At 70.5% G+C, this 21,797-nt stretch carries 21 protein-coding genes; 12 read left to right on the top strand and 9 right to left on the bottom strand.

Annotated elements, in window-relative coordinates; genetic code table 11:
- Positions 1–2 precede the first annotated feature (2 nt).
- The 9 genes from AC07V5_RS10885 to AC07V5_RS10845 all read left to right on the top strand — a co-directional run bounded on the left by AC07V5_RS10885 (position 3) and on the right by AC07V5_RS10845 (position 9,756).
- On the top strand, positions 3–617 hold the full coding sequence (locus AC07V5_RS10885) for a type II secretion system protein GspJ (protein WP_495115698.1): 615 nt from the start codon (positions 3–5) through the stop codon (positions 615–617).
- On the top strand, positions 614–1,609 hold the full coding sequence (gene gspK, locus AC07V5_RS10880) for a type II secretion system minor pseudopilin GspK (RefSeq protein WP_495115697.1): 996 nt from the start codon (positions 614–616) through the stop codon (positions 1,607–1,609). Before AC07V5_RS10885 ends, gspK begins: the two co-directional genes overlap by 4 nt.
- A gap of 87 nt (positions 1,610–1,696) precedes the next feature.
- Positions 1,697–2,935 carry a type II secretion system protein GspL gene (gene gspL / locus AC07V5_RS10875; protein ID WP_495115696.1) on the top strand — a complete coding sequence of 413 codons (1,239 nt, stop codon included), beginning with the start codon at positions 1,697–1,699 and terminating at the stop codon, positions 2,933–2,935.
- Positions 2,935–3,459 carry a type II secretion system protein M gene (locus AC07V5_RS10870; protein WP_495115695.1) on the top strand — a complete coding sequence of 175 codons (525 nt, stop codon included), beginning with the start codon at positions 2,935–2,937 and terminating at the stop codon, positions 3,457–3,459. The genes gspL and AC07V5_RS10870 overlap by 1 nt, the downstream gene beginning before the upstream one ends.
- Positions 3,459–4,352: a type II secretion system protein N gene (gene gspN, locus AC07V5_RS10865; RefSeq protein WP_495115694.1), complete on the top strand. Its 894-nt coding sequence runs from the start codon at positions 3,459–3,461 to the stop codon at positions 4,350–4,352. Before AC07V5_RS10870 ends, gspN begins: the two co-directional genes overlap by 1 nt.
- Positions 4,353–4,354: 2 nt before the next feature.
- Positions 4,355–6,523 carry a type II secretion system secretin GspD gene (gene gspD / locus AC07V5_RS10860; protein ID WP_495115693.1) on the top strand — a complete coding sequence of 723 codons (2,169 nt, stop codon included), beginning with the start codon at positions 4,355–4,357 and terminating at the stop codon, positions 6,521–6,523.
- An 8-nt stretch (positions 6,524–6,531) separates the two neighbouring features.
- Positions 6,532–7,947 (top strand): type II secretion system ATPase GspE, encoded by a 1,416-nt coding sequence (gene gspE / locus AC07V5_RS10855; RefSeq protein WP_495117049.1) that lies wholly within the window; start codon positions 6,532–6,534, stop codon positions 7,945–7,947.
- Between the two features lie 10 nt (positions 7,948–7,957).
- A complete protein-coding gene (gspF, locus tag AC07V5_RS10850; protein ID WP_495115692.1) occupies positions 7,958–9,169 on the top strand; it encodes a type II secretion system inner membrane protein GspF in 1,212 nt (403 codons plus the stop codon).
- Complete coding sequence (locus AC07V5_RS10845) at positions 9,166–9,756, top strand: DUF8692 domain-containing protein (protein ID WP_495115691.1); 591 nt, start codon at positions 9,166–9,168, stop codon at positions 9,754–9,756. The genes gspF and AC07V5_RS10845 overlap by 4 nt, the downstream gene beginning before the upstream one ends.
- On the opposite strand, the gene AC07V5_RS10840 is transcribed toward AC07V5_RS10845, so the two are convergent.
- The 5 genes from AC07V5_RS10840 to AC07V5_RS10820 form a co-directional block, all read right to left on the bottom strand.
- Positions 9,719–10,798, bottom strand: a complete 1,080-nt coding sequence (locus tag AC07V5_RS10840; protein ID WP_495115690.1) for a hypothetical protein — start codon at positions 10,796–10,798, stop codon at positions 9,719–9,721. The two genes, AC07V5_RS10845 and AC07V5_RS10840, sit on opposite strands and share 38 nt — an antisense overlap.
- Entirely contained in the window at positions 10,795–12,045 is a 1,251-nt protein-coding gene (locus tag AC07V5_RS10835; protein ID WP_495115689.1) for a hypothetical protein, read from the bottom strand. Before AC07V5_RS10835 ends, AC07V5_RS10840 begins: the two co-directional genes overlap by 4 nt.
- Before the next feature lie 33 nt (positions 12,046–12,078).
- Positions 12,079–12,756, bottom strand: coding sequence for an amino acid ABC transporter permease (locus AC07V5_RS10830; RefSeq protein WP_495115688.1), 678 nt, complete (start codon positions 12,754–12,756; stop codon positions 12,079–12,081).
- On the bottom strand, positions 12,753–13,454 hold the full coding sequence (locus AC07V5_RS10825) for an amino acid ABC transporter permease (protein ID WP_495115687.1): 702 nt from the start codon (positions 13,452–13,454) through the stop codon (positions 12,753–12,755). Before AC07V5_RS10825 ends, AC07V5_RS10830 begins: the two co-directional genes overlap by 4 nt.
- A gap of 71 nt (positions 13,455–13,525) precedes the next feature.
- Complete coding sequence (locus tag AC07V5_RS10820) at positions 13,526–14,368, bottom strand: ABC transporter substrate-binding protein (RefSeq protein WP_495115686.1); 843 nt, start codon at positions 14,366–14,368, stop codon at positions 13,526–13,528.
- Between the two features lie 224 nt (positions 14,369–14,592).
- On the opposite strand from AC07V5_RS10820, the gene AC07V5_RS10815 reads away from it, so the two are divergent.
- Together AC07V5_RS10815 and AC07V5_RS10810 are read left to right on the top strand one after the other, a co-directional pair.
- Positions 14,593–15,981, top strand: a complete 1,389-nt coding sequence (locus AC07V5_RS10815; RefSeq protein ID WP_495115685.1) for a pyridoxal-phosphate dependent enzyme — start codon at positions 14,593–14,595, stop codon at positions 15,979–15,981.
- Positions 15,978–17,153, top strand: a complete 1,176-nt coding sequence (locus tag AC07V5_RS10810) for a trans-sulfuration enzyme family protein (protein WP_495115684.1) — start codon at positions 15,978–15,980, stop codon at positions 17,151–17,153. The genes AC07V5_RS10815 and AC07V5_RS10810 overlap by 4 nt, the downstream gene beginning before the upstream one ends.
- Here the strand turns inward: AC07V5_RS10810 and AC07V5_RS10805 are convergent.
- Positions 17,150–17,692: a DUF3455 domain-containing protein gene (locus tag AC07V5_RS10805; RefSeq protein ID WP_495115683.1), complete on the bottom strand. Its 543-nt coding sequence runs from the start codon at positions 17,690–17,692 to the stop codon at positions 17,150–17,152. The genes AC07V5_RS10810 and AC07V5_RS10805 overlap by 4 nt on opposite strands.
- Positions 17,693–17,769: 77 nt before the next feature.
- On the opposite strand from AC07V5_RS10805, the gene AC07V5_RS10800 reads away from it, so the two are divergent.
- Positions 17,770–18,669, top strand: a complete 900-nt coding sequence (locus AC07V5_RS10800; RefSeq protein WP_495115682.1) for a 5'-nucleotidase — start codon at positions 17,770–17,772, stop codon at positions 18,667–18,669.
- 44 nt (positions 18,670–18,713) lie between these two features.
- On the opposite strand, the gene AC07V5_RS10795 is transcribed toward AC07V5_RS10800, so the two are convergent.
- The 3 genes from AC07V5_RS10795 to AC07V5_RS10785 form a co-directional block, all read right to left on the bottom strand.
- Complete coding sequence (locus AC07V5_RS10795) at positions 18,714–19,490, bottom strand: PEP-CTERM sorting domain-containing protein (RefSeq protein WP_495115681.1); 777 nt, start codon at positions 19,488–19,490, stop codon at positions 18,714–18,716.
- A 125-nt stretch (positions 19,491–19,615) separates the two neighbouring features.
- On the bottom strand, positions 19,616–20,722 hold the full coding sequence (locus AC07V5_RS10790; RefSeq protein ID WP_495115680.1) for a HupE/UreJ family protein: 1,107 nt from the start codon (positions 20,720–20,722) through the stop codon (positions 19,616–19,618).
- Entirely contained in the window at positions 20,719–21,681 is a 963-nt protein-coding gene (locus AC07V5_RS10785; RefSeq protein WP_495115679.1) for a hypothetical protein, read from the bottom strand. The genes AC07V5_RS10790 and AC07V5_RS10785 overlap by 4 nt, the downstream gene beginning before the upstream one ends.
- Positions 21,682–21,797 lie beyond the last annotated feature (116 nt).

The following is a 21,797-nucleotide window of genomic DNA, read 5'->3' as shown; positions in this document are numbered from 1 at the left end:
CCATGAGGCAACGCGGCTTCACCCTCGTCGAAGTGCTCGTAGCCCTCGTCGTCATGGCGACGATGGCGGCCATGGCCTGGCGCGGCATCGACGCCCTCGTCAGGAGCCGCGAAATCGCCCAGGCCCACCTGGCCCACACCGCGCGGCTGCAGACCGTGCTGGCACAGTGGGAGGTGGACCTGCGCGCGCTGCAGGACAGCCACAGCACCGTGCAGCCGCTGGCCTTCGACGGCGGCAACCTCGTGCTGACCCGCCAGGCCAACGCCGGCCTGCAGGTCGTCGTGTGGAGCTTGCGCGAGGGCAGCCTGTGGCGCTGGGAAAGCCCGGCCCTGCGCACCGTGCAGGACCTGGAAGACCAGCGCCAGCGCGGCCTGCAGCAGCTCGCCCAGCGCAACCCGGCGCTGCGCGCCTTCGACGGCGTGGCCGGCTGGCAGTTCTACTGCTACTGGGGCAACGCCTGGAGCAACTGTCAGTCCACCGGCAGCCAGAACAACAACCAAGGCCCGCAGAAGAACCCCAACCCGACGCCCACCGGCCTGCGCATCGCGATGCAGTTCGCCGAAGGCAGCGGCCTGACCGGCACGCTGACGCGTGAGCTGGAAGTCACCGTCCGATGAACGCCAGCCTCCGCCAGCGCGGTGCCGCCCTGTTGACCGCGATGATCATCGTCACGCTGATCGCCAGCCTCGCCGCCGGCATGGTCTGGCAGCAGTACCGTGCCGTGCAGATCGAGGCCGCCGACCGTGCCCGCGCGCAAAGCGCATGGATCCTGCAGGGCGCACTCGACTGGGCGCGGCTGATCCTGCAAGAGGACGCCAAGGAAAACCGCAAGAAGGCCGTCGACCACCTCGGCGAGCCCTGGGCCGTGCCGCTGGCCGAGGCGAGGCTGTCCACCTTCCTCGCCGCAGACAAGGCTGCCACCGGCGACGACGACGGCCCCGAGGCCTTCCTGTCCGGCAGCATCGAGGACGCGCAGAGCCGCTACAACCTGCGCGCCCTCACCGTCGGCACCAAGGTGGACGAGCTGGAGCAGCGTGTGCTGGAAAGGCTGTGCGGCCAGGTCAACGCGCCGCCCGGCACGGCCGCCGTCATCATCGCCGGGCTGCGCGCGGCCTTCCCTACCGCGGTGTCCAAAGAGGAAGGCAAGAACGACGGCGCAAAGGACCCAGTCAAGGAAAGCGGCCCGCTGCAACCCGCCGGCCTGGACCAGCTCTCCTGGCTGGGCCTGGACGCCGAAACGATCAAGCGCCTGGAGCCCTACGTCGTGCTGCTGCCCAAGCCCACGCCGGTCAATCTGAACACCGCGCCGCGCGAGGTCATCGCGGCGTTGTTCGACGGCGTCGACCTGGCCACGGCCGAGCGCCTCGTGCAGGGCCGCAAGGCCAAGCCGCTGCAGGACATTGCCAACGACGCCGGCGCCTACCTGTCGCCCAACGCGGTCACGCAGGCCACCAGCGCCCGCGCAGCGGGGGTCTCATCCTTCTTCATCGTCACCGGCCGGCTGCGCCTGGACGAACGCCAACTCGAGCAGCGCTCGCTGATCGAGCGCCAGAACCTGACCATGGTCGTGCTGGCGCGCGAGCGCATCAACCAGCTGCTGGACCGCTGAGCGGCAACAGATCTTCACCGCCCGCCCACGGACCGCGCCGGAATCGTCACCACCCCCTCCTAGAATGCGCCGCGCTTCAATCTCCCCATGAGCACCCTGCTGCTGTTCCTGCCCCCGCGGACGCGCCTGCGCGCGCCGGGCCGCGCCGTGCCCGATCTGCCGCTGCGCGAGTACGACTACGTGCTGACGCCCGACGGCCGCCAGGTCGGCTCGGAAGGCCGCGCCGCGCCGGCCGCGCTGCCGGCGGCGGACACGGTCATCGCCGTCGTCGCCGAGTCCGACGTCAGCTGGCGCCGCGTTGAACTGCCGCGGGCCGGCCGCCAGATGCGCGCCGCCCTGGCCGGTAAGCTCGAAGAGGCCCTGCTCGACGAGCCCGACACGCTGCACTTCGCGCTCGAACCCGACGCCCTCGGCGGCGACACCGCCTGGGTGGCCATCACCTCGCGCCCCTGGCTGGCCGACCATCTCGCCCAGCTCGAAGCCGCCCAGGTCTTCATCGACCGCGTCGCGCCGCTGTCCTGGCCCGATGAACTGGCGCGTGGCCATTTCTTTGAAGTCAACGGCGAGCGCGCCGGCAACGGCGTCGCCCTGCGCTGGAGCCACACCGACGGCGTTGCGACGCTGCCGCTCGATGGGGGCCTGGCCCGCCAGCTCTTCCCGCCCGGCCTCGTGCATGCCGCTCAATGGACGGCCACGCCGCCCGTGGCGACGGCCGCCGAGCGTTGGCTGGGCACCACCGTCACCGTGCAGACGCCCGGCCAGCGCGCGCTGGCCGTCATCGAAAGCGCCTGGGACCTGCGCCAGTTCGACCTCGCGCCCCGTGCCCGCGGCGTGCGCGCGCTGCGCCTCGTCACGCGGGAGCTGATGCGCAAGCCCTGGCGCCCCGTGCGCTTCGGCCTGGCCGGCCTGGCGCTGGTGCAACTGCTCGGCCTCAATCTCTGGGCCTGGCACCAGAACCGCGAAGTGGCGACGCGCCGCGAAGCCGTCACGACGACGCTGACCGGTGCCTTCCCACAGGTGCGCGCCATCCTCGACGCGCCGGTGCAGATGCAAAAGCAGCTCGACCTGCTGCGCGTCAGCGCCGGCAGCGTCGGCGAACAAGACCTCGAAGCCCTGCTCGGCGCCGCCGCCACGGCCTGGCCGGGCGACCGACCGCCCACCGAGGCGCTGGCCTTCGAGCCCGGCCGGCTGACCGTGTCGGCCCAGGGCTGGAGCACCGCCCAGATCGACAACTTCCGCACCCAGCTGCGCAGCGAAGGCTGGCAGCTGGACGCCAGTGAAGGCAAGCTGACCATCAGCCGCGCCAACGCCTTAGGACGCAGCTGATGGCCCGCATCAACAACTCAGGCAGCGAAGGCCTCGCCGCCCAGCTCCAGCAAGCCAAGGCGCAAGCCCTGGCGCAATGGCAGACCCTGGGCGATCGCGAGCGGCTGGCCCTGGGCAGCGTCGCCGCGCTGCTCGGCCTGCTGCTGGCCTGGAGCATCCTGCTGGCGCCCGCCCTGCGCACCCTCAAGTCCGCCCCCGCCGAGCTTGAAAGACTGGACGTACAGCTGCAGCAGATGCAGGCCCAGGCCCAGGAGGCGCGCGCACTGCGCGCGGCGCCCGCGGTGCCGCCGGCCCAGGCCCAGGCCGCGTTGACGGCGTCGGTCGAGCACCTCGGCCCGGCCGCGCGCCTGAACCTGACCGGCGACCGCGCCGTCGTCACGCTGACCGGCGTGGCACCCGAAATGCTGCAGAGCTGGCTGGGCGAAGTGCGCTCGGCCGCCCGCGCCCGCCCCGTCGAAGCCCAGCTGACCCGTGGCCCCAAGGGCTATGCCGGCACGCTGGTGCTCAGCCTGGGAGGCAACTGATGGCCTGGTTCAAGAAAAGCACCCAGGTCTCGCACTCGCAGCTCGGCGACTCCGTGCTGGGCGGCACGAGCATCAACGCGGCCGGTGGCCGCGCGGTGCGCCATCGCACGCCGCGGCGCTGGAGCATTGCCGGCGCGCTGATCGGCGTTGCCGGCGCGCTGATCGCGTTTGCGCCCGCAAGCTGGCTGGCGCGCGCACTGGCCTCGGCCACCAACGAGCACCTGCTTATCGTGGATACACGCGGCAGCGTCTGGAACGGCTCGGGCGTGCTCGTGCTGACCGGCGGCGCCGGCAGCCGCGACGCCTCCGCCCTGCCCGGCCGCCTGCACTGGCGCATGGCCCTGCAGGGCTTCGGCCTGCAGCTCGCCGCGCGCCAGGACTGCTGCATCAACGGCGACCTGCTGCTGGGCATCAAGCCCGGCTTCGGCCGTGTGGACCTCAGTGTCGACACCAAGGCCGACTGGCTGGCCCGCGTGCCGGCCGGCCTGCTGGCGGGTCTGGGCACGCCCTGGAACACGCTGCAGCTCGGCGGCTCGCTGCGCCTGTCGGCCCGCGAGCTGCGGCTGGAGTCGGTGCAGGGCCGCTGGCGCCAGTTCGGCGAGCTGCAGCTCGACCTCATCAACCTGTCCTCGCGCGTCTCCACCGTCGCGCCGCTGGGCAGCTACCGCTTCACCGTGACTGCCGACACGGCCAACCCCGGCGTCAGCACGCTGCGGCTGTCCACGCTGGAGGGCGCCCTGCAGCTCTCGGGCGTCGGCGTGCTGAACAGCGGCGGCAAGAGCCGCTTCACCGGCGAGGCCGGCGCCGCGCCGGGCCGCGAGGAAGCGTTGAACAACCTGCTGAACATCATCGGGCGCCGCCAAGGCGCGCGTTCCGTCCTGACGATCGGATGATCATGAATCTCCAACGCACCGCCGTTTCTGCTGCTGCGATCACGGCCATGCTGCTCGTGACCAGCAGCGCGTTCGCCCAGCCCGACAACGCCTCCATCCAGCGCGGCCGCACGGCCGGTCCGGCCGTCAAGGCCAGCTCACCCGTCACGCTGAACTTCGTCAACGCCGACATCGAGGCCGTGACCCGCGCCATCGGCGTCATGCTGAACCGCCAGATCATCATCGACCCGCGCGTCAAGGGCACGATCACGGTCTACAGCGAGCAGCCGGTGTCGGTGGCCGAGGCCTACCGCAACTACCTCGCCGCGCTGCGCGGCCTGGGGTTCACCGTCGTCGAGGCGGCGGGCTTCCTGAAGGTGCTGCCCGAGCCCGACGCCAAGCTGCAGGCCGGCTCGGTGGCCATCGAGACCAGCAGCGTCCGCGGCGACCAGATCCTGACGCAGATCTTCCGCATCCAGCACGAGAACGCGAACAACCTCGTCGCCGTGCTGCGCCCGCTGATCAGCCCCAACAACACGATCAACGCCAACCCGGGCAACAACAGCCTGGTCATCACCGACTACGCCGACAACCTGCAGCGCATGGCCAAGATCATCGCGGCCATGGACACGCCGGGCACGAGCGACATCGAGATCGTGCCGCTCAAGCACGCCGTTGCCGCCGACCTGGCGCCGCTGGTGCAGCGCCTGGCCGATGGCAGTGGCAGCATCGGCGCGGCCGTGCCGGGGCAGAGCAGCAGCGCCGTCAACGTGCTGGTGGACCCACGCTCCAACGGCCTCATCCTGCGCGCCAGCAACCCGGCCCGCCTGGCCGCCGTGCGCTCCATGGTGGACAAGCTGGACCAGCCCAGCGTCGACGGTGGCAACAACATCCGCGTCGTCTACCTGAAGAACGCCGACGCAACCAAGCTCGCGACCGTGCTGCGCGCTGCCTTCGGGGCGGTTTCGTCGGGCGGCAGCGGCGGCAGCGGCTCGTCCAGCAGCTCGGGCCTCACCGGCAGCAATCCGCTCGGCGGCGCAGGCCAGTCGCTGACGGGCGCCGCAACCAACACCAACAACTCGGGCGGCATGAACTCGACCGCCGCGACTTCGCCGCTGACGCAGTCCGCCGGCCCGTCCACCGGCGGCTTCGTGCAGGCCGACCCGTCGACCAACTCGCTCATCATCACTGCGCCTGAACCGCTGTACCGCCAGGTCCGCGCCGTCATCGAGCAGCTCGATGCGCGCCGTGCCCAGGTCTATGTCGAGTCGCTGATCGTCAAGATCGACAACACCAAGGCTGCGCAGTTCGGCGTGCAGTGGCAGAACATCTTCGGCAGCAAGGGCGACAGCACGCTCACCGGCGCCGGCACCAACTTCGGTACCGGCCTGTCCAACATCATCAATGCCACCGGCGCCGTGGCCGGCGGCACGTCCGGCGTGACGACCGCGCTGGCCGCCGGCTCCGCGCCGACCGGCCTGAACATCGGCGTGCTGAAGAAGTTCGGCAGCATCTACACGCTGGGCGCGGTGGCCAACTTCTTCGAGAGCCAGAGCGGCGCCAACGTGCTGTCCACGCCCAACCTCGTAGCGCTGGACAACGAGGAGGCGCGCATCGTCATCGGCCAGAACGTGCCCTTCGTGACCGGCTCCTATGCCGGCTCGTCGACGACCGGCGGCACCGTCAACCCCTTCACCACCGTGGACCGCAAGGACGTGGGCCTGACGCTCAAGGTCAAGAGCCAGATCGGCGAGGGCGGCACGGTGCGCATGGTGGTCTACCAGGAGAACTCCTCCGTCGTGCCCGGCAGCAACGGCACCACCGGCCCGACGCTGGACAAGAGCGCCATCGAGACCTCCGTCGTCGTCGACGACGGCGACATCATCGTGCTGGGCGGCCTGCTGAAGGACGAGTACACCGACGGCGACGACGGCGTGCCAGGCCTGTCCAAGATCCCGCTGATCGGCAACCTCTTCGGCAGCAAGAACCGCAAGCGCGTGAAGACTAACCTGATGGTCTTCCTGCGCCCCGTCGTCATGCGCTCGGCCGACAGCGCCAACCAGCTGTCGCTGGACCGCTACCAGAGCATCCGCGCCGTGCAGGAAGGCGCCCAGCCGCAGAAGAGCTTCATCCTGCCCGACACCGGTGCGCCGGTGCTGCCCGAGCCCAAGGCGTCAGCGCCCAAGCAGTAATGGCCGCCATCCGCCACCCCCTGCCCTACGCCTTTGCGCGGGCGAACTGCGTGCTGCTGGAAGACGACGGCAGCACGTTGACGCTGTGGGCACCGCCCGAGGTTGGCTGGGCCACGCTGTCCGAGGTGCAGCGCCTGTACGCGGTGGACCGGCTCGAATCCGAAGCCGCGAACTCGCTGACCGAGCGCATCAACGCGGCCTATGCCGGCAGCGAGAGCAGCGCAGCCGTCGTCGTCGGCGAGGTCGAGAGCGCGGTGGACCTGTCGCGCATGATGCAGGACCTGCCCGCCGTGGAAGACCTGCTCGAAGCCGCCAACGACGCGCCCATCATCCGCATGCTGAACGCGCTGCTGACGCAGGCAGCCAAGGACGGCGCGAGCGACATCCACATCGAGCCCTACGAGCGCGCGTCGTCGGTGCGTTTCCGCGTCGACGGCACGCTGCGCGAAGTGGTGCAGCCCAACCGCGGCCTGCACGCGGCGCTGATCTCGCGGCTGAAGATCATGGCCGAGCTGGACATCGCCGAGAAGCGCCTGCCGCAAGACGGCCGCATCTCGCTGCGCATCGGCGGCCGTGCCATCGACGTGCGCGTGTCCACGCTGCCCAGCGCCCACGGCGAACGCGCCGTGCTGCGCCTGCTGGACAAGAGCGAATCCAAGTTCACGCTGGAAGGCCTGGGCATGGACGGCCATGTGCTGTCCGCCTTCAAGAAGCTGGTGCAACAGCCCCACGGCATCGTCCTCGTCACCGGCCCGACCGGCTCGGGCAAGACGACGTCGCTGTACGCCTCGCTGCAGACCGTGGACACCAGCACCACCAATGTGCTGACTGTCGAGGACCCGATCGAGTACGAGCTGCCCGGCATCGGCCAGACCCAGGTCAACAGCAAGATCGACCTGACCTTCGCCAAGGCCCTGCGCGCCATCCTGCGCCAGGACCCGGACGTCATCATGATCGGCGAAATCCGCGACTACGAGACCGCCCAGATCGCCATCCAGGCCTCCCTCACCGGCCACTTGGTGCTCGCCACGCTGCACACGAACGACGCGCCCAGCGCCGTCACGCGGCTGACCGACATGGGCGTCGAGCCCTTCCTGCTCAGTAGCTCGCTGCTGGGCGTGCTGGCCCAGCGCCTGGTGCGGCGTCTGTGCCCGGTGTGCAAGAAGCAGGACGAGCACGGCCGCTGGCACCCCGTGGGCTGCGACAGCTGCGGCTCCACCGGCTACAAGGGCCGCACGGGTGTCTACGAGCTGATGGTGGCCGACGACGCCGTGCGCAGCCTCATCCACAACCGCGCACCCGAGAACCAGCTCCAGGCCGCCGCCGAGGCCATCGGTCTGCGCTCGATGCGCGAGGACGGCGAGCGGCTGATCACCGCTGGCATCACGTCGCTCGAAGAAGTGCTGCGCGTGACGCGAGACTGAAGCTTCCGCTGTGCCCGCCTACAAATACGAAGCCCTCACCGAGTCCGGCCGCCAAAGCAGCGGCCTGATCGAGGCCGACAACCCGCGTGCCGCGCGTGCCATGGTGCGCGCGCAAGGCCTGACGCCTTTGAGCATCGAGGTCGTGCAGCAGCATGGCGCGCAGGAGGGCAGCCGCTTCACGCGCCGCGTCTTCAGCGCAACGGCGCTGGCCGTCTGGACTCGCCAGCTCGCCGGCCTCGTCGGCTCGAGCCTGCCCATCGAGCGCGCGCTGACGGCCCTGGCCGACGAGAGCGAGGACAGCAGGCAGCGCGAACTCATCAGCCAGCTGAAGGCCGAGGTCAACGCCGGCTCGACCTTCGCCCGGGCGCTGGCCGCGGCGCCGCGTGAGTTCGACGAGGTCTACCGCGGCGTCGTCGCCGCCGGCGAGCAGAGTGGCGCGCTGGGCCGGGTGCTGGAGAAGCTGGCCGACGACCTTGAAGAGCGCCAGGACCTGAAGGCCAAGCTCGTCGGCGCCATGGCCTATCCGGCCATCGTGTCCCTCATCTCGGTGCTGATCGTGATCTTCTTGGTCACCTACGTCGTGCCGCAGATCGCGACCGTCTTCACCAGCTCCAAGCGCACGCTGCCGGCACTCACCATCGCGATGCTGGCCGTCAGCGACTTCGTGCGTACCTGGGGCTGGGCGATGCTCGCCGCCCTCACCGCCGGCGCCGTGGCGCTGCGCTTCGCGCTGAAGGCACCGGCCTTCCGGCTGCGCTTCGACGCCGGCATCCTCGGCCTGCCCCTCATCGGCCGGCTCGCACGCGGCTACAACGCGGCGCGCTTCGCCGGCACGCTGGCCATGCTGGCCGGCGCCGGCGTGCCCATCCTGAAAGCCCTGCAGGCCGCGGCCGAGACCTTGTCGAACCGCGCCATGCAGGCCGATGCGCTGGACGCCCTGGTGATGGTGCGCGAAGGCGCGCCGTTGGGCTCGGCCCTGGCCGGCAAGAAGCGCTTCCCCGGCATCCTCGCGATGTTTGCCCGCCTGGGCGAGCAGACCGGCCAGCTGCCCGAGATGCTCGGCCGCGCCGCGCGCCAGCTCAGCGTGGAGGTGCAGCGCCGCTCGATGGCCGCGGCCACGCTGCTGGAGCCGCTGCTCATCGTCGCGATGGGCGCCATCGTGCTGCTCATCGTGCTGGCGGTTCTGCTTCCCATCATCCAGCTCAACACCTGGGTCAAGTGAGGCGGCCGGCGAGCAGCGCGCTGCTGGTACTGGCCATCAGCTTCGCCGTCGTCGCCTGGATGGGCTGGCGCTGGTGGCCGCACTGGGGCCTGGCCTTTGCCGTCGAGGATGCGCCGCTGGGCTGGTGGCAGGCGGCGCTGCTGATGGCGAACGCCAGCGCGGCGGCCGCGCTGGCTTGCGTGCATGCCGCCGTCGGCAGCCGCGCAAGCGCGGTGCGCTGGTGGACGCTGCTGGCCCTCGGCCTGGTTTTCGCCGCGCTGGACGAACGCTTCATGGCCCACGAGGCCGCGCAGGACTGGCTGCAGTTCGACCTCGGCCTGCCGCGGCGCTGGGCCCAGTGCGTCATCCTCGCCTATGCGCTCGGCGGCCTGGCTCTGCTGAGGGCCGTCTGGCTTGAGAGCAGCACCTCGCTGCGGCGCTGGACCGTCGCGGCCCTGCTGGCCGGCGGCGCGGCCATCGTGCTGGACCTGGCTTTCGACACCATCGCGATGCAGATCGCCGAGGAGTGGCTGGAGGCCTTGGCCGAGACGCTGCTGCTGGCCGGCCTGTTCAGCGAACTGGGCAGCGCGGCGAACCTGCGGCGCTGAGCGGCGGCGGCGTATCCCAGTCCTCATGCGGCTTGCTGATGACCTCCTCCGTCCAGGCCCGCACACCCCAGACCTCACCGCGCTTGCGCAGCGGCAGATCGCCGTTGGCATCGGGCTCGTCGTCGAGGTCGGGCGATTGGAATTCGTAGCGGCTGGCACGCAGGCGCAGCACCGGCAGGCCCTTGGCCCCCGGCAGCATGAGGCGCAGCTCGCCGCGCTGACCCGCCCCTGGCTTCGCCGCCAGGCGCTGCGCGTTCGCACCCACCGCCCAGGCCGGATCGGATAGCGCCAGCAGCGCCCAAACGGCCGGTTCGGCCGTGCCGGGCCAGCGCAGCTCGATCCAGCTCTCGCAACCCGCCGCCATACCCCCCCAGTGCAGGCGCTGCAGCCGCGCCTCGCTGATGCCGCTGGGGCTGACGACCCACACCCGCGGCGCGCCGGCCGGCGTGTTGAAGGCGGCACGCACGACGGCCTCGGCGAATTCCTCGGGCGGCGGCGTCTCGCGCAGGCGCAGCTGCACGCCCCAGCCCAGGGTCTTGGCGACGACCATCCACTGGGCCGCCAGACCCTCGTCCAGCCCCAGCCGCACGACGGTCTCGCCGCCCTCGCGGCGGTAGCTCGCCACACCGTCCTTCACCGCCGGACCGGCCACGATGAAGGCCGTGGGCGTGGGCGGCTTCAGCTCGGCCACCGCCTGCCAGCGCGGCTCGCGCGCGGCGGCTTTCGGGTCGGCCGGCCAACTCTGGGCCGTGACCCAGGCCGCCAGCGGCGCCAGCGCCCAGCCCGGCAGCGCCACCGGCTGCTGCGAGACGGGCATGAACCTGTCGTGGTTGCCCGCCCGTGCCGGCGAGCCGTAGAACTCGGGCCACCAGGGCCAGGCCCCCTGCAGGCCAACCAGGCTCAGCGCCGCGACGCCAGGTGGGTTCTGGCTGCCGTGGGTTCGCAGGCTCTGCACAAAGTCGGCCTGTGCCTCGGCCAGCGTCGCGGCGGGCGCGGGCGCGGCCAGCACGCTGCCCAACAGCAGGGTCAGCAGCCGCCTCATGTGCAGGTCACCAGGTTGTAGCGCGACAGCACGCGCCACCAGCCCTGCTCGTTGGCTTCGAGCTGGTAGAGGTTGTAGGCATACCAGCCCGCGGTGCGGCGCATGCCCTCGGGCCGCCAGCCTTCGGCCAGCGCGCGCGCCGGGTCCAGCCACGGCGCCTGGCTGACCTCCCGGTCCTCGCTGACGACGGTGCGCAGGTCGGGCACACCGTCACCGTCCAGGTCGATACCTGCGTCGATGCGATAGGTCAGCGTGTTGCCGCCCAGGCGTGTCTCGCGCTGCGGCAGCACGCGGGCACGCGCGGCGTCCACCGCAGCCATCGTTGCGAACACGGCCAGGATGGTGGCGCGGGCCGGCTGGGGCAGCACGACCTCGGCATGGCTGTGGAACTCTCCCGGCTTGTCGTTCGAGCCACAGGCATCGCTGCCGTAGGTGGCGCTGCGCAGCACGCCGGGCAGCAGGCCCTTGTCGGTGACGACCCACACGGGCATGCGCAGGCGCAGCTCCAGCTGGTCCAGCTTGCCGTTGGCGTTGACGATGGCGCCGCCCAGATCGGCCATCTCGCCCTCGCGCCAGCTGGCCTTCACGGCCAGGCCGCGGGCCTTGGCGATCTCGTACAGGTCGGCCAGCGCGGCTGCGCTGCGTGCGTCGTAGCTGACCTGGTAGACCACGCCCTCGGCGTCGCGCGCACGCAGCCGGCTCACCAGCGGCCCGCCGGCAAAACCGGCCACCAGCGTCTCGGGCTTGAAGAAAGACGCGCCCGGCGCCCGGCCGCCCCAACGGCCCAGGCCCATGGCCGTCATGCGTGCGGGGTCGAGCTTGAACTCGCGGCCGCTGCGCGCGGCGATCTGCACGTTGATGGCTGTGCTGGGCGGGCGCATCACCACCTCGGCCGGCGCCTTGCCAAAGTCGCGGCTCAGCGCCGCGCGCATCTTGCGGGACTCGACGTACTCGGCCGCCACCAGCTTGCGCCAGGCCGGCGCCTCGGCATCGCCTTCCACATCGCCACGAGGCTTGAGCTGCTCCAGCAGGCCGGCATGATCGCCCCAGGCATGCAGGGATGGCGTCAACGCGAAGTGCCGGCGCAGTGCCGCGAACTGCGCGCTGGCCGTTTGCAGGCCGGGCTTGGCGACCAGCGTCGCTCGCGCGAGGTCGGCCTCGGCCTGGGCCAGCGCGGCCGAGGGCTCAGCCGCGACATACCTCGCCACCGCGAGTGCCAAGGCGCAGCAAAGACGTCCCAGATTCATGATCCTCCCTGTGTGGACGCCGGCATTTTGACGCTAGCGCCTGGCGAGCCGGCCCTCCACGACCCGCGCCGCGCGCGTCAGGCCGAAGCACATCAGGAAGTAGCACCCGGCCAGCGTCAGGTAGATCTCGACCGGCTTGACCAGCACCTGCGCGTTGATCTGGTTGGCGATAAAGCTCAGCTCGGACAGGCCGATGATGGTGCCGAGCGACGTCTCCTTGATCGTCGCGACGAACTGGTTGATCAGCGACGGCAGCATGTGGCGCAGTGCCTGCGGCAGCAGCACCGAGCGCAACGCCTGCGGGCGCGTCATGCCGAGCGACACGGCCGCCTGCAGTTGGCCGCGGGGCAGCGCCTGCAGGCCGGCGTGCACGATCTCGGCGAGGTAGGCCGCATCGAAGAGGATGAGGGCGACCAGCATGGTGCTGAACTGGTCGGTCTTGTGGCCGGTGAGCGTGGGCAGGAAGAAGTAGGCCCAGAACACCACCATCAGCAGCGGCGTGCCACGGATGACCCAGACCCAGCCCGTCACCGGCAGCCGCAGCCAGCGGTTGGGGCTGAAGCGCGCCAGGCCCAGCAGCACGCCCAGCGGCAGCGCAAGCACCAGGCCCAGCGTGGCCAGGATCACCGTCAACGCCAAGCCGCCGAGCGGCCCGTGCGGGTACTGGCCGACAAGAAAGTAGAGCCAATAGGTATCGATGAGTTCACTCATCGGCGCGCTCCCTGCGGCGACACCGCGTGCTGCGCCCATTGCGCCAGGCCCGTCAGCACGAGCGACACCGACAGATAGGCCACCGTCACCAGTGCAAAGGTCTCGAAGCCGCGAAAGCTCGCCGACTCGACACGCTGGGCCTGCGTCATCAGTTCGGCCGCGCCGATGACGGTGGCGATGCTGGTGTTCTTCCAGAGGTTGAGCGTCTGCGACAGCAGCGGCGGCAGCGTGATGCGCAGGGCCTGCGGCAGGATGACGAGGCGCATGGCTGCGAGATGGCTGAAGCCCAGCGCGCGTGCTGCGTCGAGCTGCGCACCCGGCACAGCGCGCACGCCGGAGCGGATGTCCTCGCTCATGTAGGCCGCCGTGTAGAGCGTCAGCGCGGCCCAGGCGCTGAAGACCTCGATGTTGCCGGCATAGACCTTTTCCTTGATGCCGGCCGGCAGCAGCTCCGGCACGCCGAAATACCAGAACAGCATGTGCACCAGCAGCGGCACGCAGCGCACAGCTTCGACATAGCCCTCACCCACGACGCGCAGCGGCGCCAGGGGCGACAGGCGCAGCAAAGCGATGGCAATGGCCAGCGGCAGCGCAGTCAGCAGCGTGAGGCCGGTCAGCAGCAGCGACAGGCGCAAGCCTTCCAGCAGCCAGGTGAGGTAGTCGCCCTGCAGCAGCGGGGCGAAAGACAGGACGGGCATGGTGGCCTTGAAAACAGGGCAGCCGCCGGCCTCTGGTGAGGCTGGCGGCTGCGGTCAGTGCAAGATGCGAATTAGCTGGCGACCTTGTCGCTGTCGATCTTGAACGTGCGCTTGGGGAACTTCAGGCGCGTGTCCGGGCCGTACCACTTCACGAACAGCTTGTCCGCGTCGCCGCTCTTCTCCAGGCCGGCCAGCACGCCGTCGACCTGCTCCTTCAGGCGCTTCTCGCCCTTCTTGATGCCGATGGCCAGCGGCTCGACGCTGATGTTCTGCTCCAGGATGCGGTACTGCGCCGATGCCGCACCAAGCTTGGCGTGCTGGTCCAGCAGCGAAACCTCGTCGTTGACGAAAGCGACACCCTTGCCCTGCTGCAACGCCTGGAAGGCCTGCGGACCGGTGTCGAAGGTGACGACGTCGACCTGCGGCACGGCCTTGCGGATGTTGGGCTCCTGCGTGCCGCCCTTGATGGTGACAACCTTCTTGCCCGTCAGCGCCGCCACGTTCTGGATGCCGCTGTCGGCCTTGACCAGCACCTTCTGGCCGGTGACGAAAGTGGTCAGCGAGAAGTCGATGACGGCCTCGCGCTCCTTGTTGTGCGTGAGCGAGGCGGCCAGCAGGTCGACATGGCCTTGCTGCAGTTCGGGGATGCGCGCGGCCACGGCGAGCTGCTTGATCTGCAGCTTCACGCCCAGCTTGGCAGCGATGGCGCGGGCCAGGTCGACCTCGTAGCCAATGATCTCGCGCGTCTTGGCGTCGATGAAGCTGTTGGGTTCGTCGGTGCCGAGCACGCCGACGACGAGCTCGCCCTTCTTCTTGATGTCATCGAGCTGGTCGGCCTGGGCGGTGTGCGCGGCGAACAAGGTGGCGCCCACGGCGATGAGGGTCTGGGCAAGGCGGCGGCGGTTCAGTGGCATGAGATTCCTTGTGAGAAAAGACGATCAGGTGGGGTCCTGAGTGCCCTCATGCTAGGAATCGAATAAGCGCCCGGCAACGACGCTTTCCGCATGAGCTTGCTCGGCGCTAACGCACGAAATCCGCGCAAGCTCATGAGGAAAGTGTCTTTGCAACACGAAGCCTCGCTTCGTAGTCTGCGAGGTCTCGAATCCCCGCCCGCGCTCGACCGTGGGCTTTTGCCTTCATGACTGCTCGACTCCCCCTGGAGGCCCGGCCCGCCGTGCTGGACCTCATCGGCAACACGCCGCTGCTCCCCGTTCAGCGCCTGGACACCGGCCTGTGCCAGCTCTTCCTCAAGCTCGAATCCCAGAACCCCGGCGGCTCCATCAAGGACCGCATCGGCCTCGCGATGATCGAGACGGCCGAGCGCGACGGGCTGCTCAAACCCGGTGGCACCGTGGTGGAGGCCACCGCCGGCAACACCGGCCTGGGCCTGGCACTCGTCGCCCGCGCCAAGGGCTACCAGGTGGCGCTGGTGGTGCCCGACAAGATGTCCACCGAGAAGGTGCTTCAGCTCAAAGCCCTGGGCGCCCAGGTACACCTCACGCGCTCCGACGTCGGCAAGGGCCACCCCGACTACTACCAGGACGTGGCCGCCCGCCTCGTGCGCGAGATCCCCGGCGCCTGGTATGCCGACCAGTTCAACAACCCCGCCAACCCGTTGGCCCACGAAACGACCACCGCGCCCGAGATCTGGCAGCAGATGGGGCACAACGTGGACGCCATCGTCTGCGGCGTGGGCTCGGGCGGCACGCTCACCGGCCTGTCGCGCTACTTCAAGCGTGTGCAGCCGGGCGTGGAAATGGTGCTGGCCGACCCGGTCGGTTCCGTCCTGAAGGACTACATCGACACCGGCCGCCTCGGCGACGCCGGCTCCTGGGCCGTGGAGGGCATCGGCGAGGACTTCATCCCCCCGATCGCCGACCTGAGCCCCGTGCACACGGCCTACAGCATCTCCGATGCCGACAGCTTCGCCACCGCGCGCGAGCTCTACCGCGCCGAGGGCATCCTGGCCGGGTCTTCCACCGACACGCTGCTGGCCGCGGCGCTGCGCTACTGCCGCGAGCAGACAAGCCCGAAGCGCGTCGTCACCTTCGTCTGCGACACCGGCACGCGCTATTTGTCCAAGGTCTACAACGACCATTGGATGTTCGACCAGGGGCTGCTGACGCGCCCGCACCTGGGCGACCTGCGCGACCTGATCTCGCGGCCGGTGGCCAGCGGCGGCGTCGTGTCGGTCGGCCCGCAGGACACGCTGCAGACGGCCTTCTCGCGCATGCGCCAGGCCGATATCTCGCAGCTGCCGGTGCTGGAGGCGGGCCGCCTCGTCGGGCTGCTGGACGAATCCGACCTGCTGGCGCGCCTGCATGCCGACGCCGCTGCCTTCACCACGCCGGTGGCCAGCGCGATGAACACCGACGTCATCACGCTGCCGGCCAAGGCGTCCCTGCAGGAACTGAACGAGCAACTGCGGCGCGGCCTCGTCGCCGTCATCGCCGACGAAGCCGGTTTTCACGGCCTCGTGACCCGCTTCGACCTCATCAACCATCTGCGCAAGGAGATCGCACGATGAGTAGCGACGCCCGCCTCGACTTCGCCACCCGCGTCATCCACGCCGGCCAGCAACCCGACCCCATCACCGGCGCGGTGATGCCGGCCATCTCGGTCAGCTCCACCTACCGGCAGAAGAGCCCCGGCGAGCACACCGGCTACGAGTACGGCCGCACGCACAACCCGACCCGGCAGGCCTGGGAGCGCGCCGTGGCCGACCTCGAAAGCGGCGCCCAGGCCTTCGCGTTCGCCTCCGGCCTGGCCGCCATGGCCACCGTGCTGGACACGCTGCCGGCCGGCTCGCACATCGTCGCCGGCGACGACCTCTACGGCGGCAGCTACCGCCTCTTCGAGCGGGTGCGCAAGCACAGCGCCGGCCTGCGCGTGACGTACGTGGACAGCCGCGACACCGAGGCCGTGCGCGCCGCGCTGCAGCCCGACACGCGGTTGATCTGGATCGAGACGCCCAGCAACCCGCTGCTGCGCCTGAGCGACCTCGAAGCGATCGCCCGCCTGGCACGCAGCCACGGCGCGCTGGCCGTGGCCGACAACACCTTTGCCAGCCCCTGGGCGCAGCGGCCGCTGGAATTGGGCTTCGACCTGGTCGTGCACTCGGCCACCAAATACCTGAACGGCCACAGCGACGTCATCGGCGGCGTGGCCATCGTTGGCGGTGAGCCGCGGCAGGCCCAGTTGCGCGAGCAGCTCGAGTTCCTGCACAACGCCGTCGGCTCGGTGTCCGGGCCCTTCGACAGCTTCCTCGCGCTGCGTGGGCTGAAAACCCTGGCGCTGCGCATGGAGCGCCACAACGCCAGTGCCGCTGAACTGGCCGCATGGCTGAGCGCTCAGCCGCAGGTCGAGCGCGTGATCTACCCCGGCCTGGAGAGCCACCCGCAGCACGCCCTCGCCAAACGCCAGACGCGTGGCGGCGGCGGCATGATCAGCGTCGCGCTGAAGAGCGACCTGGCCGGCGCGCGCCGCTTTCTCGAGCGCGTTGAACTGTTCACGCTGGCCGAAAGCCTGGGTGGTGTCGAGAGCCTGATCTCGCTGCCGGCGCTGATGACGCACGCCTCCATCCCGCCCGACACGCGGGCGCGGCTGGGCATCACGGACTCGCTGGTGCGGCTGTCCGTCGGCATCGAGGCCGTGGACGACCTGCGACACGACCTCGCCGCGGCGCTCGCGGCGGTCTAGCGATAGAAGTAGTAGGTCGCCGTGTAGTCCACCCGGAGCGACGCGCCGAGGATGTCCGCCGTGCATGGCGAATCGGGCATCACGCCGCCATGGGTGCTCACACGCAGGATGCTGCGCACGTCGGCAAACACGCCGCTGCCGCTGTTGCTTTTCGCGGCCAGCAGCAGCCAGGGGATGGCGGTGGCTGGCGTGGGGCTGGGAGCGTTGGCCTTCACCTGGCCGACGACCCGGCTGCCGTCCGGTGCCTCCCACGTCGGGCCCGCGTAGTGCTTGCCCAGCGGCTTGCCGGTGTGGCTGACGAGGGTGGCTTCGGGTGCACGGAAGGTCCAAGCCGGCCCGCTGCCGTCGGCCTTCGCGGCGCAGTCGTAGATCTGCACGCCGTGGGCCAGCGCTTCAACGACGAACACCTGGCCAGCTGGCGGCTGCAAGCTGGCCGCCAACGCGGGCACGACAGGCACGCCAGGTGGCGCGGGCGGCGGCGGGCTGCTGGACGCACAGGCGGCGAGGATGGGCTGCAGGGCGAGAACGGCAGCACGCATGGACAGGTCTTTCGAGTTGAAAACGCGGCGAGTCTAGGAAGGCGGTGCAATGGCGTCGAGCCCTATCATCGACCGCCATGCCAGCCACGCTCTCCGGTCAACTCGTCGTCGCCATCTCCTCGCGCGCCCTTTTCGATTTCGAGGCCGAGAACGAGGTCTTCGAGGCCGGCGACGACCACGCCTACATGGCTCTGCAGCAGCAGCGCCTGGACGAGCCCGCACCGCCCGGCGTGGCCTTCTCGTTGGTGGAGAAGCTGCTGGCCTTCAACGCCGGCGGCGGTGCGCCTCAGGTGGAGGTGGTGGTGCTGTCGCGCAACGACCCGATCTCGGGCATGCGCGTGTTCCGTTCGGCCAAGCACTACGGCCTGCCCATCGAGCGCGGTGTGTTCACGCGCGGCGCCTCGCCGTGGCGCTACCTGAAGCCGCTGTCGGCCCAGCTCTTTCTGTCCACCAACGAAGCCGACGTGCGCCAGGCCCTGCTGGCCGGCGTGGCCGCGGCACGCGTGATGCCGCTGGCCGCACGCGCCTCGGCGGCGCACCCGAAGGAGCTGCGTATCGCCTTCGACGGCGATGCGGTGCTGTTCTCGGACGAAGCCGAGCAGGTCTACCAGCGCGACGGCCTGGCTGCCTTTCGCGAGCACGAGCTGCAACGCGCCCACCTGCCGCTGCCGGCCGGCCCTTTCAAGCCGGTGTTGGAGGCCTTGCAGCGCCTGCAGCACGCACCCGGCGGTGGCATGAAGGTGCGCACGGCCCTCGTCACGGCGCGCAGCGCGCCGGCCCATGAGCGCGCCATCCGCACACTGATGGACTGGCAGATCGAGGTCGACGAGGCCATGTTCCTCGGCGGCCTGGCCAAGGGCGAGTTCCTGCGCGAATTCGAGCCCGACTTCTTCTTCGACGACCAGGCCGGCCACATCGCCAGCGCCGCAGAGCATGTGCCGGCCGGCCATGTGGCCATGGGTGTGGCGGCCCCATGAAAAACGGCCCCGCGAGGGGCCGTTGATCGGGTGCAGCCGGCGGATCAGCCGCGGCGGCGGCGGGCGATGAAGCCGATGGCACCGATGCCAGCCAGCAGCATGGCGTAGGTGCTGGGTTCCGGCACGGCTGCAGCGGTGACGCTGAGGCTCAGGTTGTCGATGGCCAGGCCGTGGTCACCACCCGTGTTGTCGACGTCGGTCCAACGGATCCAGAGCGTCGTGCCAGGAGCCCATCCCGTGGTGACCGTACCGCCGATGTTGGCAACCTTGCCCGCAGCGTTGCCGTCGACGGGCGCGGCGATCGTCGTGTTCACAAGGGAATTGAAGTTGAAGCCGGCACCCGCCGCCGTCCATGCGGCGCCAACGCCAGCATAGGTAGCACCAAAGCCGTATTCCAAGGTCAGCGAATGCACTGCGGCCACACCGCCATTGCGCCACTGTTCGCCGTCGTAGCGAATCGTGAAGCTGTCCAGCGTGACACCGCTGTTGTTGGTGAGCGAGAGCGCGATGGTCTCGGTGCCGGTGGTGCCACTTGCAACGCTACCCAGTGCACGGTCCGTTGCCGCCGCGCTGGCGCCAAAGCTGTAGAAGCCCCCGGCATTTGAAGACCCGGTGCCGGCGATGTAGTTCACCGTGCCGGTCCTGAACAGACTCCAATCAGCAGCCAGCGCAGAGGTCGACCAGAGGGTGGCCGCTGCGGGAGCAGCGATGCTGTCAAAGGTCTCGCCGTAGGTGAAGGACGCACTCGTCACTGAGACCGTGGCTTGGGCGGACAGGGCGGCAAAGAGGCCGGCCGTGGCGAGCAGGAACTTGGATGACATGCGCAATTTCTCCGGGCTGATGGAAAAGACTGGCGCGACTTTCACTAACCAGTCAAAAACGGTCAATGAGGGCAACCCGCCAATCCTTGCCCTCCCCCCGCGTTCCCGGGGGTGGGTCTGTCGCGTCAGGGCAGCAACTGCACCGCCATGCTGCGCTCCACGCACCAGAGCAGCGCCAGCACCGCAATGGCGCCCGACCCGCCCGGCACGATCCAGCGCCGGTAGGCGACCGCCGAGCGCAGCGCCAGGGCCGGCGGCAGCAGCAGCGCCACGACGGCGAGCTGGCCCAGCTCCACGCCGACGTTGAAGCCCAGCAGCGGCAGCACGAGCTCGGCGCCGCGCAGGCCCAGGTCCTTCAGCGGCCCCGCGAAGCCGATACCGTGCACGAGGCCGAAGAGGCCGACCATCAACCAGCGCGGCCCCGGCACGAAGGGACGCAGGTTGTCCAGAGCGGCCAGCAGCACGGTCAGTGCGATCAGCGATTCGACCGCCGCTGCCGGTGGGTCGATCACGCCGCTGGCGGCGAGGCCGAGGGTGACGGAGTGGGCCAGCGTGAAGGCGGTGACGAGCTTGAGCGTCTCGGCCAGGGCGCCGCGGGCGCTGTCGCGCGGCGCCCAGCCGGCGCCGTCGCGGCGCCAGACGGCGACGAGCAGCAGCGTGACGAGGAAGAGCACATGGTCTAGCCCGCTGGCAATGTGGGCCATGCCTTCGATGACAAAGCCGCCCAGGCCGCGGCCCTCGGCGTTGAGCCGCTGGAAGCCGGAGCCCGGCACCAGCACCAGCGGCTCGCCCGCCGCGCCCACGAGGCGGGCCAGGCCCCGGTGGGCGGCATCGGTGGTGGCGAAGAGGCGGTAGTCGATCTCCAGCTCGTGCACGGGGGCCGGGCAGCGCCAGTGGCTGACGAGAACGGCATGCATGCCATCGCTGTGCTCGTCGAGCTGGGGCGCGGGGTGGCCCTGCTGCGTGCAGGCGGCGCCATCGGCCGTGAAGCGCAGGCCGGCGTTGGCCAGCGCCTCGATGTCGGGCCAGCGCCGGCGCACCTCGCCCCAGCTCAAGGCACCGTCGCCATCGGCGTCCAGCGCGAGGTCGCGGTCGATGTCGCGCAGCGAGATGTCCAGGCGTTGCTCGACGTCTGCTCCATCAACGCGGTAGATGACATAGGCCTCACTGGCCTGATGGGCATGGGCCGCGCCGCACAGCAGCAGCACGAGCCACATGAAGCAACGGATCACGGCGCAAAGCTCCGATCGAGGGCGGCAAGGCGTGCATCCTGCCAGCCCTTCTCGCGCAGTTGGCGCGCCAGGTCCTGTCGCGTCGCGTCGCCATCACGGCCGGCAGCCAGGGCGGCGCGCAGCAGCAGCAACGCGTCGACGGGCTCGCGCTGCATCGCCCAGTTCACCTGAGCCAGGCGCAGCGCCTCGCGCGGCTGCTGCTCGACATCCAGCGCGAAGCGGGCCTGCTCGCGGGCATGCTTGGCCGGCTCGCGGCGGTCAGCGGCGGCGAGGCGTTCGCGCATCCGTGCCGCCGGCACCGATGTGTCGCGGCCGAGCTGGCGCAGCGCGATGACGTGGCGCAGCAGCAGCCCATCGGCTTCGGCGTCGGGGCTGCGCTCGATCAGCGCGAGCGCCTCGGCCGCGCGCTTGCGGGCCAGCAGCCAGTCGGCCAGCGCCGCGCGCGTGTAGACATCGTCTTCGCCGGCCAGTGCGGTGCGGTAAAGGGCCGGTGCGGCGGCCTCGTCGCCCAGGCGTTCGGCCAGCTCGGCGCGCATCAACGCGAGCCACGGCGCGACGGTACGGCCGGGGCTCAGTTGGGCGAGGGTTCGGGCGGCGGCCTGGCCCTCGCCCGACAGGCTGGCCAGTTCGGCCAGGCAGGCCGTGGCCGGCAGCGCGGCCAGTGGCTGCAGCTGTTCGCACAGCGCGCGGGCCTCGGGGAGTTCGGCGCGCAGCTGGTGCAGCGCGGCCGCGTCGAGCAGGGCCTGGGCGCGGTGCTCGGGCGTGAGGTCGCTGCGCGCCAGCAGGCTGCGCAGCTCGGCCAGGGCCGCGTCGAACCCGTGCCTCGCCTGCAGCACGCGGGCGCGCAGCAGCACGACATCGGCCGGTGCGTCGGCCTGTGTCCACCACGGCGCGAGCGCCGCCTGTGCAGCACCGAGCTCGCGCGGGTCGCCGTGCACATGGGCGCGCTGCAGCGCCACGCGGGCGGCGGCTACCGCTAGCGGCAGCTGCGCCGGGTCGCGGGGGGGGGGGGGGGGGGGGGGGGGGGGGGGGGGGGGGGGGGGGGGGGGGGGGGGGGGGGGGGGGGGGGGGGGGG

Source organism: Roseateles sp. GW821-FHT02E12, from assembly GCF_059421665.1.
This window is presented reverse-complemented; position numbering and strand designations above follow the sequence as displayed.